12 protein-coding genes and 2 pseudogenes are annotated in these 17,336 nt (G+C 35.7%); 8 read left to right on the top strand and 6 right to left on the bottom strand.

From position 1 onward, the window contains the following. Positions 1-111: 111 nt before the first annotated feature. Positions 112-972, top strand: coding sequence for an adenylyltransferase/cytidyltransferase family protein (locus ACR30L_RS16680; protein WP_435235371.1), 861 nt, complete (start codon positions 112-114; stop codon positions 970-972). 87 nt (positions 973-1,059) lie between these two features. On the opposite strand, the gene rfaD is transcribed toward ACR30L_RS16680, so the two are convergent. Further along, the gene (rfaD, locus tag ACR30L_RS16675; RefSeq protein ID WP_435235370.1) at positions 1,060-2,001 is read right to left on the bottom strand and encodes an ADP-glyceromanno-heptose 6-epimerase; all 942 of its coding nucleotides are present in this window, start codon (positions 1,999-2,001) and stop codon (positions 1,060-1,062) included. A 295-nt stretch (positions 2,002-2,296) separates the two neighbouring features. Here rfaD and ACR30L_RS16670 point away from each other — a divergent pair, with 295 nt between their 5' ends. Beyond that, complete coding sequence (locus ACR30L_RS16670) at positions 2,297-3,583, top strand: O-antigen ligase family protein (protein ID WP_435235369.1); 1,287 nt, start codon at positions 2,297-2,299, stop codon at positions 3,581-3,583. Then, on the top strand, positions 3,573-4,367 hold the full coding sequence (locus tag ACR30L_RS16665) for a glycosyltransferase (protein WP_435235368.1): 795 nt from the start codon (positions 3,573-3,575) through the stop codon (positions 4,365-4,367). Before ACR30L_RS16670 ends, ACR30L_RS16665 begins: the two co-directional genes overlap by 11 nt. A 322-nt stretch (positions 4,368-4,689) precedes the next feature. Here ACR30L_RS16665 and ACR30L_RS16660 read toward each other — a convergent pair. After that, a pseudogene (locus ACR30L_RS16660) lies at positions 4,690-5,364 on the bottom strand (IS256 family transposase); the annotation flags it as partial. 211 nt (positions 5,365-5,575) lie between these two features. Here ACR30L_RS16660 and istA point away from each other — a divergent pair. Together istA and istB are read left to right on the top strand one after the other, a co-directional pair. After that, positions 5,576-7,120 carry an IS21 family transposase gene (gene istA, locus ACR30L_RS16655; RefSeq protein WP_435234393.1) on the top strand — a complete coding sequence of 515 codons (1,545 nt, stop codon included), beginning with the start codon at positions 5,576-5,578 and terminating at the stop codon, positions 7,118-7,120. A gap of 9 nt (positions 7,121-7,129) precedes the next feature. Continuing rightward, positions 7,130-7,882, top strand: a complete 753-nt coding sequence (gene istB / locus ACR30L_RS16650; RefSeq protein WP_435234394.1) for an IS21-like element helper ATPase IstB — start codon at positions 7,130-7,132, stop codon at positions 7,880-7,882. 75 nt (positions 7,883-7,957) lie between these two features. Here istB and ACR30L_RS16645 read toward each other — a convergent pair. Both ACR30L_RS16645 and ACR30L_RS16640 read right to left on the bottom strand, forming a co-directional pair. Then, a pseudogene (locus ACR30L_RS16645) lies at positions 7,958-8,503 on the bottom strand (IS256 family transposase); the annotation flags it as partial. Between the two features lie 93 nt (positions 8,504-8,596). Further along, positions 8,597-9,754: a CDP-glycerol glycerophosphotransferase family protein gene (locus ACR30L_RS16640; protein ID WP_435235367.1), complete on the bottom strand. Its 1,158-nt coding sequence runs from the start codon at positions 9,752-9,754 to the stop codon at positions 8,597-8,599. 394 nt (positions 9,755-10,148) lie between these two features. Here ACR30L_RS16640 and ACR30L_RS16635 point away from each other — a divergent pair, with 394 nt between their 5' ends. The 3 genes from ACR30L_RS16635 (at position 10,149) to rbsK (ending at position 13,997) form a co-directional block, all read left to right on the top strand. Then, the gene (locus tag ACR30L_RS16635; protein WP_435235366.1) at positions 10,149-10,496 is read left to right on the top strand and encodes a DUF6572 domain-containing protein; all 348 of its coding nucleotides are present in this window, start codon (positions 10,149-10,151) and stop codon (positions 10,494-10,496) included. A gap of 296 nt (positions 10,497-10,792) precedes the next feature. Continuing rightward, positions 10,793-12,781, top strand: coding sequence for a transketolase (gene tkt, locus ACR30L_RS16630; RefSeq protein ID WP_435235365.1), 1,989 nt, complete (start codon positions 10,793-10,795; stop codon positions 12,779-12,781). A gap of 286 nt (positions 12,782-13,067) precedes the next feature. Beyond that, positions 13,068-13,997 (top strand): ribokinase, encoded by a 930-nt coding sequence (gene rbsK / locus ACR30L_RS16625; RefSeq protein ID WP_435235364.1) that lies wholly within the window; start codon positions 13,068-13,070, stop codon positions 13,995-13,997. A 113-nt stretch (positions 13,998-14,110) separates the two neighbouring features. Here the strand turns inward: rbsK and ACR30L_RS16620 are convergent, their stop codons facing one another. Together ACR30L_RS16620 and ACR30L_RS16615 are read right to left on the bottom strand one after the other, a co-directional pair. Further along, positions 14,111-16,078 carry a diguanylate cyclase gene (locus ACR30L_RS16620; RefSeq protein ID WP_435235363.1) on the bottom strand — a complete coding sequence of 656 codons (1,968 nt, stop codon included), beginning with the start codon at positions 16,076-16,078 and terminating at the stop codon, positions 14,111-14,113. Then, on the bottom strand, positions 15,978-17,324 hold the full coding sequence (locus tag ACR30L_RS16615; protein ID WP_435235362.1) for a transporter substrate-binding domain-containing protein: 1,347 nt from the start codon (positions 17,322-17,324) through the stop codon (positions 15,978-15,980). Before ACR30L_RS16615 ends, ACR30L_RS16620 begins: the two co-directional genes overlap by 101 nt. Between the last annotated feature and the right edge of the window lie 12 nt (positions 17,325-17,336).

The following is a 17,336-nucleotide window of genomic DNA, read 5'->3' as shown; positions in this document are numbered from 1 at the left end:
TGAAAATGAAAATGAAAATGAAAATGAAAATGAAATTGATATTTATACATAGTGAGTGTTCTAAATAAGTTTAATGATGAAAAATCTTTTATAGGAAATATTTAATTTATCATGTTGAATAATACGTTACAGAAATTTCTTTACCCAGAAAACTTAGTAAAAAGCTATGATTATTGGCATTTACTTTTACGACCAGAACAGCCTGCATTAGGTTCATTAGTTTTGATTTGCAAAGAGTCTGTACACCATTATGCCAATGTTTCTACAGAGGCAATGAATGAACAGAAAAAAATAATTGGTGAAATAGAGGCTGTTTTAAAAAGTCGTTTTGATTATTCGAAGATTAATTATTTAATGTTAATGATGGTTGATCCTGCTGTACATTTTCATATCATTCCTCGCTATGAAAATCCGGTTGAATTTTGTAATCGCGAATACCCTGACTTATGTTGGCCATCAGCACCAGATTTAAGCCTAGATTTACAACTGTCAAGAGTATATCAACAAGAGCTTTTAAAAACGCTAATTACTGATTTTTCTGCTTATTCCTCAGTTGTGAATGTTGGTGATAAAAAATATAAACGAATGTTTACTTCTGGATCCTTTGATATCTTTCATCAAGGGCATCTAAATGTTATTAAAAAGAGCAAAGAACTTTGTGAGTATTTGATTGTTGGTGTTTCTACAGATGATGTTATCTTAAAAGCAAAAGGGCGTTTACCAATAATTCCTTTTGCTGAGCGAATTTCTATATTAGAAGCCAATCGTTATGTTGATGAGGTTATTCCACAGGTAGATAAAAATAAACAGAAAATTGTCGATCAGTATAATGTTGATGCAATTTCGGTTGGTTCTGATTGGAAAGGAAAGTATCCAGCAGTCACTTGTGAGATGGTTTATTTCGATTATACGCCAAATGTTAGCTCTACTGTATTAAAGCAAAAGTTGAATATAACAAATACGCCTAAATAGTCCTTAAAATATTTTCTATTATTGTTGAACAATCAGTTATTTTAAGAATACTGATTGCTTCATTACGTTTCAAGCAGGCAATTATGTTTAATTGCCTTTGTTGAGCTCTGTCAAATAAAGAGTAACACCCTCTTCCACTGTTTTAAATTCACCATCATATCCAGCCGCCCGTAAATTAGTTAAGTCAGCTTCAGTAAAGCTTTGGTAATGATCTTGTAAATGTGTCGGGAATGGGATGCGCTCAATTTCCCCTTTCTGATGAAAATCTACTACTGCTTTTCCAACTTCTAAAAACGATTCGGCTTTGCCTGTTCCTACATTAAAAATACCTGAAATATTCTTATCAAAGAACCAGAGGTTAACCTTACATACATCTCCTACATAAACGAAATCACGTTTATGTTCGCCCTCAAATAGTTTGGCATTTTCACCTGCATTAATCTGATTATTTAAGTGAAATGCTACACTAGCCATACTGCCTTTGTGTTGTTCGCGAGGACCGTAGACATTGAAATAACGAAAGCCAGTTATTTGTGGAAGTGTTTCACCATGTATTTGAGCATCTTGCCAGATATTACGGATATATTGATCAAACTGGAATTTTGAGTAGCCATAAACGTTCAATGGTTTTTCATACTGTAAGGCTTCTTTGAAAGTATCATTACCTCCGTAAGTAGCTGCGGACGATGCATAAAGGAAAGGTATGTCACGCTCGATACAGTAGTGGAGAAGCTCTTTTGAATATTCATAATTATTTTCCATCATGAATTTACCATTCCATTCAGTTGTTGAGGAGCAAGCACCCTCGTGGAAAATAGCATCAATTTCACCAAAATTTTGTCCAGAAATTATTTGGGTAATAAACTCATCTTTATCCATGTAATCTGTAATTTGTAAATCAACTAAGTTTACAAACTTAGTACCATCGGTTAAGTCGTCAATCACTAAAATATCTGTAATTCCTCGTTCATTAAGTGATTTTACTATATTGCTACCGATAAAACCTGCACCACCTGTAACTATAAACATCTCTTTTCCTTCAAAGCTAAGTATTAGAATATAATTAATTAAATGTGAACTATGATTGTACCCTCAGAGCTTGTTGTGGGGGAGTTTTTTATTTTAGAACTATTAAAAGAAACTTTGGTTATGGTAATTCTTTTTAATTTTTAAACTGTAGTTGGCATTTACATTGACATTGAAATAGTCAATCAGTACTGTGCTCCGGTTAAATGTAGAGTGAGATAGAATTATTTGTAGTTAAAAAATTAATTTTCTATAGAAAGTACATAATAAATGAGTAAATTATACAAAAGGATAATATATGGAAGTTAGTGGGGCAAATAATAAAGATTCTGAGCTGATATTACGTCGGACTGGGTTATCTGTATTAGGTGTTTTTTTTCTTACTGTTTTTGAGTCAAAGGCACTCATAAATATTTTTGGAACAATATCTTTATTTCTTTCATTCATTTATATCTGGAAATACGATAAAAAAATTTTCATTAATAACCAATTTTTATTTTTATTTACAGCCGCTTATCCAATTGGTTTTTTACTTGGTTTTTTATCCGATTCAGGGGTGGTTGGGGCATTTTCTTTTTTGGACCGGTTTAAATTTATGTTACTTATGCTTTCTCTAACAGCATTTGTTAAGCATCGTAAAGATCTCCACTTTTTATTAATTATGTTTTTGATTTCTGCAACTATTGCTGTTTTTTATGGTATTTATGAGCAGCAACCCTATGGTCTCTTTCATGGATTTCATAAAATTGGTCGAACAGCTGATATGATGGTTGTTGTTTTTCTTTCGGTATTAATTTACTTAACATTATTCAATAACTTAATGAATACTAAATCGTTTCTCTTAAAATTTATTTTGCTCTTTTTAAATGCGCTATTTGCTTGGGCTATTGTGATGAGTGAAATACGGGGAAGTTGGTTAGGGCTTTTTGTCGGAGTGATGATGATTACTTGTATACTACTACTATATAATCGTAAAGTATTAGTATTTTACTCGCTAATTATTGTTTTTATTATTATCTGTGTAGGTTATTTGGGGGGGATTAAAGACCACTTTCTTAGAATAGATAACCAGATTGAGTCAATTTCTGATACTGAGAGTAATTATTCAAATAATGCACGATTACATTTATGGAAAACTGGATGGGATTTTTCTCAAGAGCATTTTTTCTTTGGGACGGGCGCAAAGCAAAATAAACCTCTTTTTATTGCGTTTTTTAATGAGCAGACCGATGAATATCAAAATAAATATCAATTGGCAATTAAGTACCCAGGAGAGTTGCATAATAGTTATATGCAAATTCATGTAGAAACGGGGGTTATTTTCTTTCTTTTTTATATATTCGGTATTATATATTCTTTATTAGTTATGGCTAAAAATATAAAACGAGTGCCAATAAAGGATCAAAAGTATTTAGTAGTCGCTATCGTTAGCGCTAGTGCTTTTTTAGTGTGTCAGTTTTTTCATAGCGATTTATATCATTATGGTTCAGTGGTCTTTTATCTAAGTTTATTTAGTGGGTGTTACGTGTTGAATCAAAATAATCAAGCAGCATGGTTTGGAAAAGGTTATAAATATGAGTCATAAACATAAAGCATCATTGATCATTGCCGTTTATAAACGTATCGATTTTCTTGAGTTGATTTTTCAATCAATAGAAATACAAACATTTAGAGATTTTGAGGTGATTGTCGCAGAGGATGATTGTTCACCTGATGTTTCTACCTTTATTGAGCAGATGCGCGATAAGTGCTCGTTTACAATTAATCATATTAGCCAGGAAGATAATGGGTTTAGAAAAAATTTACTGTTGAATAAGGCTATTGCTGCTGCCGAAGGTGAGTATTTAGTCTTTATTGATGGTGATTGTATACTGCATAAAGATTTTATGAAAGAACACATACAATCAGTAACCCCTGATATTTGTCTGTTTGGTCGTCGAGTGATGCTCGATTCGGTTACTGCTGATAAATTAATTGAAAGTAAAAACTTTAAACTGCTTTCTATCTTTAATCTTTTATTTACTAAAACAAGGCAGTTAGAGTGTGCTATTCATCTTCCTTTTTTAATTTCACGTCGTAATTATGGTGTACGAGGTTGTAACTTTAGCGTGTTGAAAGACAAGATGATTGAAATAAATGGGTTTGATGAAGATTTTGAACGACCATTGTATGGTGAAGATACGGATGTTGCACGTAGACTAAAATTAATAGGTGTTAGGTTGAAATGCTCAAAATTTCAAACAATTCAATATCATATGCACCATTCAGTTAAGGATCGAGGAGATGATTGGAAAATAAGTAAAGCGTTATATATAAAGAAGAAAAGAGAGGGTAAATCATTTTGTGAAAATGGTTATATTAAAAAATAACTAACATTATAACGCCATTATTAATATTTACTGTCAAGGCTATTTCCTGTGTCAAGAACATTGCCCAATAATATTCTATTGGGCTTTCGCTTATATCATCACAGGGGATTTTAGATAGATATAGGGTGCTTTTCTGTTTTTACTACCTTTGATACTCTTGATTTATGAAAATCTCTTTTACTTTTAATTAATAATTCTGAGTGTACTGGAAGGACTGGCCTTCCTGTGTTATTTATGTCATAAAAAATAAGCTTGCTATTAACCTGTTTCAGGTTAAATGATTTATTTTGACCCTGTAAATAATTCTGTGTAACTGCGGTTTTTAAACGTAGTCTTTAAGACGATCCTTGAACATTATCATAAAACGATTCAAGGCCGTTTTCCAATTTCTTATTGGCATCGTCCATTTCTTTGAGGCGTCCATGATAGCAAGATAAACCACCTTCTTAGCCGAATCATCGGTTGGGAACACTTTACGTTTCTTGATAGCTTTGCGTATTACGCTGTTCAGGGACTCAATGGCATTGGTCGTATATATTGCTTTTCTGATGTCCTCTGGGTAGCTAAACAACGCATTCAGGTTATGCCAATGAGCACGCCATGAACGACTAATTTGTGGGTACCTCTCATCCTATTTATCACTAAACTTATCCAGTGCTTTTAAGGCTTCATCCTCAGTTACTGCACGATAAATTCCTTTTAAATCACCTGTAAGTTCTTTGTAATCCTTCCAAGGTACGTACTTTACTGAGTTTCGGACCATATGTACGATACAGAGTTGTATCTGTGCTTCTGGGTAAACGGTGCTAATCGCATCAGGAAAGCCTTTGAGGCCATCAATACAGGCGATTAATATATCTTTAACACCTCGGTTTTGAAGCTCAGTCAACACGTTAAGCCAGAACTTAGCGCCTTCATTTTCAGACATCCACATGCCCAATAGCTCTTTCTGGCCTTCCATATTAACGCCTAAGGCAAGGTATACCGCTTTATTAATTGCATATTTTCATCCATGGAGATCAGCTAATAACATCCATCGAGATCACCTAATAACATCAACTTAGATCAGCAAATAACATTCATGGAGATCAGTTTTGAGCCAAAATGTTATTTAGCGATCTTCATCGATGTTATTGATTTGCTCACTTTCTAGTCAATAGGTGTGTTTAACCGTTACTCTGTCATTTTTTAATGTGATGAGAGTAACCATGTCAACAGTACCTATAACGATGAAAAAATTAAAAGATATACTCCGCCTCAAATACGGACAAAAACTAAGCCATAGGCAAATAGCGAAGAGCCTATCTATTTCCCCCTCCGTTGTCTCTCGCTATTGCGCTCGAGCCGCAAAAATGGGGATCATGGATTGGCCGCTAGACGATACCTGGGATGACGTTACTCTCAAAAACACCTTTCTAAAAACCAAAGCGCCACTGAAAAAACACAGCTTACCAAACTGGCAAGTCGTGCAAGATGAGCTTAAAACACGTAAGTATATGACCTTGCAACTTTTGTGGGAGGAATATGCTGATAGCAATCCGGCTGGCTATTACAGTTATAACCATTACTGTCGCATGTACCGACAGTGGTGCTCAACGCTACGCTTATCAATGCGACAAACGCATCATGCGGGTGAAAAGCTGTTTGTCGATTACTGCGGTCCTACGATTGCTATCGTTAACCCTGATACAGGTGAGTATCGAAATGCCCAAGTCTTTGTCGCGGTTATGGGGGCGAGCAACTATACCTATGCAGAAGCAACTTGGTCTCAAAAGTTGGAAGACTGGATAATGAGTCACGTACGTTGCTTTGAATTTCTTGGTGGCGTCCCTGAAATGGTTATCCCTGATAACCTTAAAAGTGGTGTTCATAAAAGCTGTCGCTATGAACCAGATTTGAACCCTACTTACCATCAGCTATCCGCACATTATGATACGGCTATCATCCCCGCAAGACCTTATAAACCGAAGGATAAATCAAAGGCTGAAGTAGGCGTACTGATTGTTGAGCGTTGGATAATGGCCAGGGTTCGTAAAGAGACCTTCTTCAGTCTAAAGCAACTCAATCAGCGCATAGCCGAGTTGCTCAGTTGGATGAACAATAAAGTGATGAAGCAATATAATGAATCCCGTATATCGTTGTTTCAACGTATCGATAAACCCGCGCTAAAGCCTTTACCGGACTCAGTTTATCAGTTCACCTATGTTAAAAATGTTCGCGTTAATATCGATTACCACGTTGAAATCGAAAAACACTATTACTCAGTACCTTATAACCTTGTTAAAAAGCAGCTTGAAGCCCTGGTAACAGGCCAGCTTATCACCTTAAAGTTTGAGGGGAATACGGTTGCAACTCATCCTCGCTCGTATCAAGCCGGAAGGCATACCACACAAGATGTGCATATGCCTCAAGCTCATCAAAAACAGCAATGGTCACCAGCACGGTTTGAAAGCTGGGCTAAGAGTATTGGCCCAAATACACTCGCGCTAGTACAAACGCATCTAGCAAGCCGAAAGCACCCAGAGCAAGCTTATCGTTCATGTTTAGGGCTACTTAATTTATCGTCGAAATACAGCAAAACTCGGTTAGAAAAGGCTTGTGAACGCGGTCTTATTACGGGGGCTAATCGGCTTAGAAATATAATTAATATACTGCAAAAAGGATTGGATAAAACACCAATATTAGAGCAACAGCCTGATTTATTATCCGAGATCGAACATCAAAATATACGTGGCAATGATTACTATCACTAGGGAAAGACTATGCAAGAAATTACACAACAACTTAATCAATTAAAACTGACAGGCATGCGTGATGCTCTTGAACAACAACTTATGCAAGCAAATACCTATGCTGAATTAAGCTTTACTGAGCGTTTGCAGGTACTTCTGGCTCAAGAGCTTACACAACGTCAACAACGACGTATTGAGAGGCTTACCCGGCAAGCTAAGTTCAGGCAAAGAGCAGCGCTTGGTGATATCCAATACAAAGCTAGCCGTAACCTAGATAAAGCCCAGATAAGGACGTTAAGCCAAAGTGAATGGTTGAATCATGCGCATAACTTAGTCATCACTGGTGCAACGGGATGCGGTAAAACCTATATTGCCTGCGCACTTGGAGTCGAGCACTGTAGGCAAGGTAAAACAGTATTCTACTTCCGGCTAAAAGAGTTGCTCGAGCAGATGTACCTTGGGCAGGCAGAAGGCAGTTACCGAAAGCTTATCGGTAAACTTATTAAAGCAGATTTACTGATCATTGATGACTGGGGTCTAGAGCCATTAAATGCGAATCAACGTAGTGACTTACTTGAGCTTATTGATGGTCGCTACGACCATCACGCCACATTAATAATCAGTCAATTACCGATATCGAATTGGTATGAAATGATAGGTGAATCGACACATGCTGATGCAATACTCGATCGATTAGTACACCGGTCAATTAAAATAGAATTAGAAGGAGAATCGATGAGAAAAATGATAAAACCATTGACTCATGGAGATCAAAAAAAGTAGATTAAACGAGGTCCTGTTGATTAGAGAGTTAGCGATCTCCATGGATGGTAATCAGTGATCTTCTTCATGTTAATACGCATTATTAATCACACGTTTATCCTGGCGAATCTTAAGCACAATACAATCAAGATAAATGATAGGGTAGACACTATCTAATGGTCTAGATTGCCATTCAACGACTTGCTCAATAACCGAATCAGTAATCCTTGAAATGAGCGAAGCAGAAACATCAGCGCCATAAAGTTCTTTGAACGTAGACACAATTTCACGTGTCGTCATGCCTTTGGCATAAAGGCTAAGCACCTTGTCATCCATAGAAGTAAACCGAGTTTGTTGTTTTTTGACGAGTTGAGGCTCAAACGAACCTTCTCTGTCACGAGGCGTTTCCAGTTCAAACTGCCCATCATCAGTAATGATAGTTTTGGTTGAAGTGCCGTTCCGGCTATTACTGGTAGATGATTGACGATGTTTAGAGTAACCGAGATGTTCGTCAAGCTCAGCGTTTAATGCTGCTTCAACGGTTATCTTGGTCAACATCTGACTAAAGTTGTTAAGGTCTTTTTCTGTTTTTAATGTTTTAGCGGCTTCACGAGCGAACGCTTCTAATTGCTTCTGATCCATAACTGCTTATCCTTTTCCAAATAGTAGGATTATAAATAAGCAGTTACACAGTTTTTATTACAGTCTCTTTATTCTAAATATATTTGTTTAAATCTATCCATATTGGGACGTTTTTCCTCGTTTCATAAATTCTGATATTGCTTTAGCTGCTCGTTGACTTGCTGGTATTTCTGCCGTGGAAAAAGTTTCTTTCGAATAAACGTCTTGTGTCTTTGCATAATTTATAAAATTATTTTTGGCATTTTTTATACTAGAGTCAAAAGTGTCAATATCAGAAATAACATCACCCATATTCCACATTCGAAAATTATTGTTATTCATCCATTTTTCTTGATTAGGGTTTAAAAATAAGCAAGGTCGATTTTTATATCCAATGAACTCATATACTTGACTACTCACGTCGCCTAGGTAAATATCAGCTATTCGTGTATAGCTCATATCTGTTAGGTTGTGACTTTCTAAATCAATATAAATATTTTTAGCTTGCGAGTATTTTTTGGTAAGCCCTTTTTTAGTTTTTGAAAAAAGAAGAATATGTGGGGCAAATATTAAATTATAATCTTGAGAATTATAAAAATAATTTAAAATATACTCCCCCCATTTTGTCCAAGATGATTCACTTTGGTTGAAGTGGGGGTTATATATTACAATTGGCTTGTTATTTTTGAAAAACGTTGTTTTTGGATTCATTTTTAATGTGCAATCAAACTTTGGATAACCAATAATTTTTCCATTCTTATTGGATACAATGCCTTCTGTTTGCATTCTTTTCCATTTTGCCTCTCCCGAAACAAGTAGGTAATCAAAATCTTTATATCTTGATTTAAAAGCAGTTGCTCTATCTCCCGCACCATGACCAACACTGATATATTTAGGTCTATTTTTATTGTGATATTTCAACATATGTTTATCTGTCATGATAAGTGCATCATTTGCTAATAATTGTTTTTTATTATGACGAATGATGTCCTGTACTCGGGGATGCAATCTTTTTTTAAATAATCTGGATATTTTGTGTAATAGAGAAGGTTTTAAAAAACAAAATTCACAACGATTTCCTAAATAATTTTGTGCAAGTTTTTCTAGTACTTCCTTGTTCTCTAAAGTTGATATGTACAAAATAACATGGGTATTGGCTATGTATGATAATTCAAGCGCAATAGATGCGGCATGATAAAGGTGGGCTACGCTATTAATTAAAAGAAACCCTATTTGAGTTTCTTGTTTTGTTTTTATTGTTTGTGAAGTCACGACAGATTGTTCCATTTTATAGATGAAAATAAAGAAGCGGTAGATGATTTTTATACAACACTTTTTATTTTTTAAATTATTTGGATTTAACTCAGTGCGAAAAATATAACATCTTTAAATTCAAAAGGTTGAGGAAGTAATAAGGAAATAATAATTATAAATAATGAGAGTAAGGGAAAGTATTAGTCATGTATTTATAACCTAAATTAGGCGTAAAAAACTATATAAGCTTATAAAATAAGCTTGTAATCTGTTTAGGATAAGAGACTTGAGATAATGCTTTAGTTTTAAAGGAGATATTCGTGATTGAGTCTCGACGTTTCTTTGTATTAAAATTAAGAATGATTTTTATGTTATTATATCTAAAAATAACATTTAAAATAAAAGGTTACATATGAGTGTAGTAGAAACAGATAGCATTGATGCTATCGGTGTCGATAATGATATGAAACGAGTCTTTTTAAGTATTATAGATTCACTCGATTGGGATGATCAAAATGTTCATTTATTTACATTGCAGGAAAAAATAAATACTTATCTTTATTTTATTGAATCGGGGGAATTATTAAAAGCGTTTCCGAATAGTAAAGGTTTTGATGTGTGCATCGATTTAATATTAATGCATGTTCCTAGCGATGAGGCGATTACCTTTTTTGATAAAACGATTCAGATTTTATTGGATAAGGATATTGTATTTACATTTGGCCCTAAAAAAGATGTGGGGTATGTAGAGCATAAATAAGAATCACAAGTCGAGTTGATAACATATTGATTCTTTATTTCAGCCTGTTCCTCGCTGTTTAATACGGCATTAATTGCAATAGAACATCTATTATCTTGAATCTGATCATTAATTTTTAAAAATATGTGAGCAATTTGTTTATTTCTTATTGCCAGTGCCCCCGTTCATTTGGGATAATCCCGTCGATATTTCTAGCTAGTCGTCTTACCGGCTGTAAAGTATTGAAGTAAAATTCAAACAAGACCTAATCAATTACCAGCAATTGGTTTTATTTAAACCTAAATCAGGAGAGACAGATGCCTTCTCGTCAAGAGTTAGCGAATGCAATTCGTGCCCTCAGTATGGATGCAATTCAAAAATCAAATTCAGGCCACCCAGGAGCACCAATGGGGATGGCAGATATTGCCGAAGTGCTTTGGCGTGATTTTTTAAAATATAACCCAACAAATCCACAGTGGGCTGATCGTGACCGTTTTGTTTTATCTAATGGCCATGGTTCAATGCTTATCTATTCTCTATTGCATTTAACGGGTTATGACCTTTCAATTGACGATATTAAGTCTTTCCGTCAACTCCATTCTAAAACGCCTGGTCACCCAGAATATGGTTATACTGCTGGTGTTGAAACAACAACGGGCCCATTAGGTCAAGGTATTACTAATGCCGTTGGTATGGCGATTGCTGAAAAATCTTTAGCAGCACAATTTAACCGTGAAGGTCATGATATCGTTGATCATTACACATATACTTTCCTAGGTGATGGTTGTTTAATGGAAGGTGTTTCCCACGAAGCTTGTTCATTAGCTGGGACATTGGGTTTAGGTAAGTTGATTGCATTCTGGGATGATAACGGTATTTCAATCGACGGTGAAGTAGAAGGGTGGTTTACTGATAATACCCCTGAGCGCTTTAAAGCATACGGTTGGCATGTTATTTCTGTTGATGGTCATGACAGCGAGCAAATTAGTGCTGCGATTAAAGCGGCGCGAGCTGAAACGACCAAACCGACGATGATTTGTTGTAAAACAATTATCGGTTATGGTTCTCCTGCTAAGCAAGGTACACATGATTGTCACGGTGCGCCATTAGGTGCAGATGAAATTATTGCGACACGTAAAGCATTAGGTTGGCATTATGGTGATTTCGAAATTCCTGAAGATATTTATGCAGGTTGGGATCATAAAGCGCAGGGGAAAACAGAAGAAGCATCTTGGGATGAAAAATTTGCTGCCTATGCAACAGCTTTCCCTGAGTTAGCGGCTGAATATAAACGTCGTATTAATAACGAATTACCTGCTGATTGGGAAGCGAAATCGACTGACTATATCAAGCAATTACAAGCTGATTCTGCATGTATCGCAACACGTAAGGCATCACAAAACTGTATCGAAGCATTTGCACCTATGTTACCTGAATTATTAGGTGGCTCTGCAGATTTAGCGCCATCTAATCTAACTATGTGGTCTGGTACGAAAGCGATTACCGCTGATGATGCTTCTGGTAACTACCTACACTATGGTGTACGTGAATTTGCAATGTCTGCTATTGTGAATGGTATGGCGCTACATAAAGGTTTTATTCCTTACGGCGCAACATTCTTGATGTTTATGGAATATGCACGTAACGGTTTACGTATGTCGGCATTAATGAAGCAACGTGCGATTCAAGTATTTACCCATGATTCAATTGGTCTGGGTGAAGATGGTCCAACACATCAACCCGTTGAACAAATCGCAAGTCTACGCTTAACGCCAAATATGAATACATGGCGTCCGTGTGACAGCGTTGAATCTGCTGTTGCTTGGAAATCTGCAATTGAACGTGTTGATGGCCCAACATCATTGATCTTTAGTCGTCAAAATTTACAGCCTCAAGCACGTGATGCACAACAACTTGCTGATGTTGCTAAAGGGGGTTACGTATTACTTGATAGTGATGCTCCTGCTGAAATTATTTTGATTGCAACTGGTTCTGAAGTTGAGCTTGCTGTGCAAGCGTTTAAAGAACTAACGGCTCAAGGTAAATCCGTACGAGTTGTATCTCTTCCTTGTACTGATGTATTCGAAACACAAAGCGCTGAATACAAAGAGTCTGTATTACCTGCCGCTGTAACGAAACGTGTTGCAATTGAAGCGGGTATTGCTGATTACTGGTACAAATATGTTGGCTTAAGCGGTAAAGTTATCGGTATGACAACATTTGGTGAATCTGCACCTGCGGAACAATTATTTGAAATGTTCGGCTTTACTGTTAAAAATGTGGTTGAGACTGCAAATTCTCTCTAATTTTTGATATTGCTAATAAAAACCGCGTTAATCGCGGTTTTTTTATGCCTATTTTTTATTATCATGGCAAAAAATTAATATGTATTTCAAATTTATCTTAGTCAAATTATTGCATAAATGTTTATTGTTTTTTAAATAAAAGATTGATTAATGAATAGCGAGGATGCCTTTTAGTCGCTTTAGCTAAAATCGTTTTGGGCTCTTAGAATTTATCGGTTAATCTTGTATCCTATCTCTTTAATCAATCGGTTTTCTTTTCACTTTAAAATCATGTGGTTGCTATCTTATGAATAAATTAGTTGTTTTAGGCAGTGTTAATGCCGATCATGTTTTACAAGTTCCTCATTTTCCTCGCCCTGGAGAAACCTTACATGGTCGAAGTTATCGTGTTATTCCTGGGGGAAAAGGGGCAAATCAAGCTGTTGCCGCAGCACGATTAGGCGCTGATGTTACTTTTATTGCCTGTGTCGGTGATGATAGTTTCGGGATTAATATTCGTCGGGCTTTTGCTGAAGATGGTATTAATATTGATGCCGTGATGGTTGAGCCCAGTACGCCGACAGGAATAGCGATGATCCAAGTTGCCGATAGTGGTGAAAATAGTATTTGTATTTCAGCAGAAGCGAATGCGTGTTTGACTATGTCGCGTTTACAACCGCACCACAATTTAATCGCCAATGCAGACATGCTATTAATGCAGTTAGAAACACCCCTTGAAACAATTACTCATGCTGCTGAAATTGCCCATGCATCAGGTACGAAAGTCATATTAAATCCGGCACCTGCTCAAGCTTTGCCTGATACGTTATTGAAATTGGTTAATATTATTACACCAAATGAAACCGAAGCGGAGCAACTAACTGGTGTGGTCGTTAATGGGATTTCTTCAGCAAAGCATGCAGCAGACTTACTACATAAAAAAGGCATTGAATTAGTTCTGATTACGCTGGGTAGTGAAGGTGTTTGGGTAAGTGAAAATTTTAGTGGACAAAAAATTAAAGGTTTTCAAGTGAAAGCGATTGATACTACAGCGGCGGGCGATACTTTTAATGGCGCATTAGTAACGGCTTTACTAGAAGAAAAGAGTCTAGATGACGCGATAGTTTTTGCTCATGCCGCCGCTGCAATTACAGTAACAGGTATTGGAGCACAAACATCGATACCATATCGTATAAAGGTCGATGAGTTTTTAAACAGTTTTAATGCTGGTATGTAGCCATAAAAATAAACGGCCATAATAAGAATATCTAAAATTCATATTATGGCCATATTGGTTGATTGAGATAGTGTTAAACATCACATTGATTTTTGCGTTTATTTATCCATATTTTACATAAAAACACTGGTGTTTTTACCTAATTTTTTGGCTTTATAAAGCGCTTTATCTGCTCGTTTAAACACAGAACTGACTGTGTCATTTTCATTAAATCCAGATATTCCCAAGCTGAGCGTTATCGAACCTACTTCATTGAAATGTTCTTGCTCGACTGATTTCCTAATATACTCAGCCACTATCAATGTATTATTGACGTTTGTATTTGAGCAAATTATTAAAAATTCTTCACCTCCCCAGCGACCAACATAGTCTGTAGCTCGTGTTCTGTTTTGTAAGCATGCTGCTAATTGCTGAAGTACATGGTCTCCGATATCATGGCCGTATGTGTCGTTCACGACTTTAAAATTATCTATATCTACTATGATGATGGAAAAGTCTAATTTATAGCGCTTATAGGTTTGTACCTGGTCAATAATGAGTTGATCTAGTTTTAGACGGTTGAAAATACCGGTTAATTTATCAGTAATGGATATTTTTTCTATTATTTTTTTATCGCTAATATCTTCGCAAATTGCACGGTATCCTACCTTTACGTTATTGCGAAATACTGGTTCGATATAAGTATTAAAACATTTTGTTTCTTTATTAGCGGTGTAATTAAACATCTCTCCAGACCATGTTTTGTCCTGGCTAATCGCTTGCCACATTTCTTGAAAGAATGTTTTATCCATATCATTGTGACGGACTGCTTGGTGTGTCTTTCCTATTAAATCAGCTCGTGTAAACCCTAAACTATCGCAGTAGGCATCATTAACGTCCGTAATAACACCCTGGCAGTCAGTTTCAATAATAAGGACATATTTATTAATCATTTTCTGTTGTTCGGTCAGAGCCCCATGAATAGAGGTTAGTTTTTTATGCATCTGCTGAACGGAACGATTTTTATATAACACAACGAAGATGATGCAGATAAAAAATAAGGAGATATATAAAAGTTTAGTGTAATCAATGCTATTTTTTATATTAAAGCTGACATATTTATTCATGATAGCTTGATGTGTGGCAGGAGAGATATCTTTAATTAATTTGTTAAAAATACTTAATAATTCTGGATTGTCTTTTTGTATTCCCATTGCAAACTTTCTATTGCTATCAAGCTTTCCTGCTATTTTAATCTCGCCAAAATAGTTTCCCTGTATAATTGGTGCAACAACGGGAAAATAATCAATAAAGCCAAATAATACACCATCTGATACTTTTGATAAGCCGGCTTGCGTCGTTGATATCGGAACTAATGTTAAGTTTGGATAGTACTCTCCTAATAACTGTGAACAAAAGTAATCATCGGTATATCCAATTTTCTTGTTTTTAAGTGTATGAATATCATCGATAAATGGAGTTTGTGTTTTTGTTGCTATCACTAAAGACGCATCCATGTAAGGTTGGCTAAGCACAAGGTGATTGGTTGAAGATATGGGTTCAGGAATGACTGAAACAATGTCACACAGTCCCTCTTTTGCAAAGTCGAGCGTTTCTTGAAAGCTGCTGGTATTAACTAAATTGATAGGAATAGAAATGTTTTTTCTGAAAAGCGTAAAATAATCCGCAGTTATACCCACGTGTTTTCCTTTTTGAATGCTTTCAAAGGGGAGCCAATTCGGATTAATACATAGGTTAATACTTTTTTTCTGGGCTAAATAAGAGACTTCTTTTTCGGTAAATTTAATGAAATCATTTTCATCGGATAAGCCCATCCATTTCTCTTTTAATTTAATTTCATCTGCCTTTGATATATTGAGGTGAGTTTTGTTTAATATGCGCAATAAAACTTGATTATCTTTACGGGTACCCATTTTTAGTTGGGTTGTTCCCAAAAAAATAAGTCCGTTAATTACTTTAATATTCCCTTGCCAAGTTTTATTAATGTAGTAATTCATTGCAGGTAAACTGCCAATCGTTGCATCGACTTTGCCGCTTGAAACTGCCAATCGTTGCATCGACTTTGCCGCTTGAAACTGCATCGACACCTGCATTAGTTGAGGCGACTAAAAACAGCTTTTGATTAGGGTAATTCTTTTTAAAATAGCTATGAATAAATGATCTTTCTGTTACAGCAATGGTTTTATCCGTTAAATCTTCAAAATTTTTAATATCGCTATCTGATCGTGTTGCTAAACCCGTTGTATATTCGATATGAGTAAAGTCACTGTAAGCGATGGTCTTCTTTCGCTCATCCGTCACGGCGATATGAGGTATAAAGTCGATTTCACCATCCTGCAGCATTTGAATTGCATCTCCCCAATTAATATCTTGAACGTATTGGAGATCGACACCAATGTAGTCTGCCATTAGTTTTAGGTAATCGATGGAATACCCCCTTGGCGTGCCATTTTCATTGAAATTAAAGGGGGGGAGCCGATTAAAGTTGGGTACTTTCAATACGGGGTGATTTTTTATATAAGCTTGTTCTTCTGTCGTCCACTTTTGATTAATATTGTCGTTATCAAACCATTTATCAGATAATGTCAATAATGTCGTTTTAGGCAGTGCTGCAATGGCTTTATTTAATATTGAAAGTAAAAGAGGATGCTCTGGTTTAATTCCAATTGAGATCGGGGCATTATTTTTTATATTAAAAGCAGGTACGATATTTGTGTATTGGTTTTCTTTAATTAATTGGTGAAATCCAATACTTCCTATGATTGCATCAACATCTCCATACTGTAATTTATTTAGCAATGAAAGACGGTTAGGGGAGCGAGATAATTCAATGTTATTGTAACTTGATAGAAACCCTAAATTAGTAAGCGGCTTCAATATGCCTAATTTTTTTCCCTGTAAATTTTCTAATGTTTTAATTTCACTTTTTGATTTTCTGGAGGTGAAAACAATTAAAGGGGTTTTCATATACGGCGTAGTAAGTAAAAAGTGCTGACGGTTGTTTGGGGTGTTAAAAAGTAGAGTTTGGCCATAAACGTCTTCCATATCCATCACTTTTTCAACAGTATATTGGCCTTCTTGAAAGGGATGAAATTTGATTGGTTTGTTTATTTTTTGTGAAATTAGCGCTAGATAATCGTAAAGTAAGCCGGATAATTCTCCTTGTTCGTCGATCATTGAAAAATTGGGGATAGCAACCAAGGTGGATAGTGTAATTGTTTGTTGCGCATCAAGCCAAGTTTGTTCTGCTTCGGTTAACGCAAAATTGTCTGCAACTGCATTTATTGTAAACAATGAAAAAAATAAAAAACGGAAAATATTTATCACAACCAATCCTTC

The organism is Psychromonas saccharinae, from assembly GCF_051201515.1.
In the GTDB taxonomy this organism is placed as follows: Bacteria; Pseudomonadota; Gammaproteobacteria; order Enterobacterales; family Psychromonadaceae; genus Psychromonas.
This window is presented reverse-complemented; position numbering and strand designations above follow the sequence as displayed.

Coding starts and splice junctions, on each gene's coding strand:
- ACR30L_RS16680 (WP_435235371.1), top strand. CDS start 112: ATGTTGAATAATACGTTACAGAAATTTCTTTACCCAGAAAACTTAGTA.
- rfaD (WP_435235370.1), bottom strand. CDS start 2,001: ATGTTTATAGTTACAGGTGGTGCAGGTTTTATCGGTAGCAATATAGTA.
- ACR30L_RS16670 (WP_435235369.1), top strand. CDS start 2,297: ATGGAAGTTAGTGGGGCAAATAATAAAGATTCTGAGCTGATATTACGT.
- ACR30L_RS16665 (WP_435235368.1), top strand. CDS start 3,573: ATGAGTCATAAACATAAAGCATCATTGATCATTGCCGTTTATAAACGT.
- istA (WP_435234393.1), top strand. CDS start 5,576: ATGTCAACAGTACCTATAACGATGAAAAAATTAAAAGATATACTCCGC.
- istB (WP_435234394.1), top strand. CDS start 7,130: ATGCAAGAAATTACACAACAACTTAATCAATTAAAACTGACAGGCATG.
- ACR30L_RS16635 (WP_435235366.1), top strand. CDS start 10,149: ATGAGTGTAGTAGAAACAGATAGCATTGATGCTATCGGTGTCGATAAT.
- tkt (WP_435235365.1), top strand. CDS start 10,793: ATGCCTTCTCGTCAAGAGTTAGCGAATGCAATTCGTGCCCTCAGTATG.
- rbsK (WP_435235364.1), top strand. CDS start 13,068: ATGAATAAATTAGTTGTTTTAGGCAGTGTTAATGCCGATCATGTTTTA.
- ACR30L_RS16620 (WP_435235363.1), bottom strand. CDS start 16,078: ATGCAGTTTCAAGCGGCAAAGTCGATGCAACGATTGGCAGTTTCAAGC.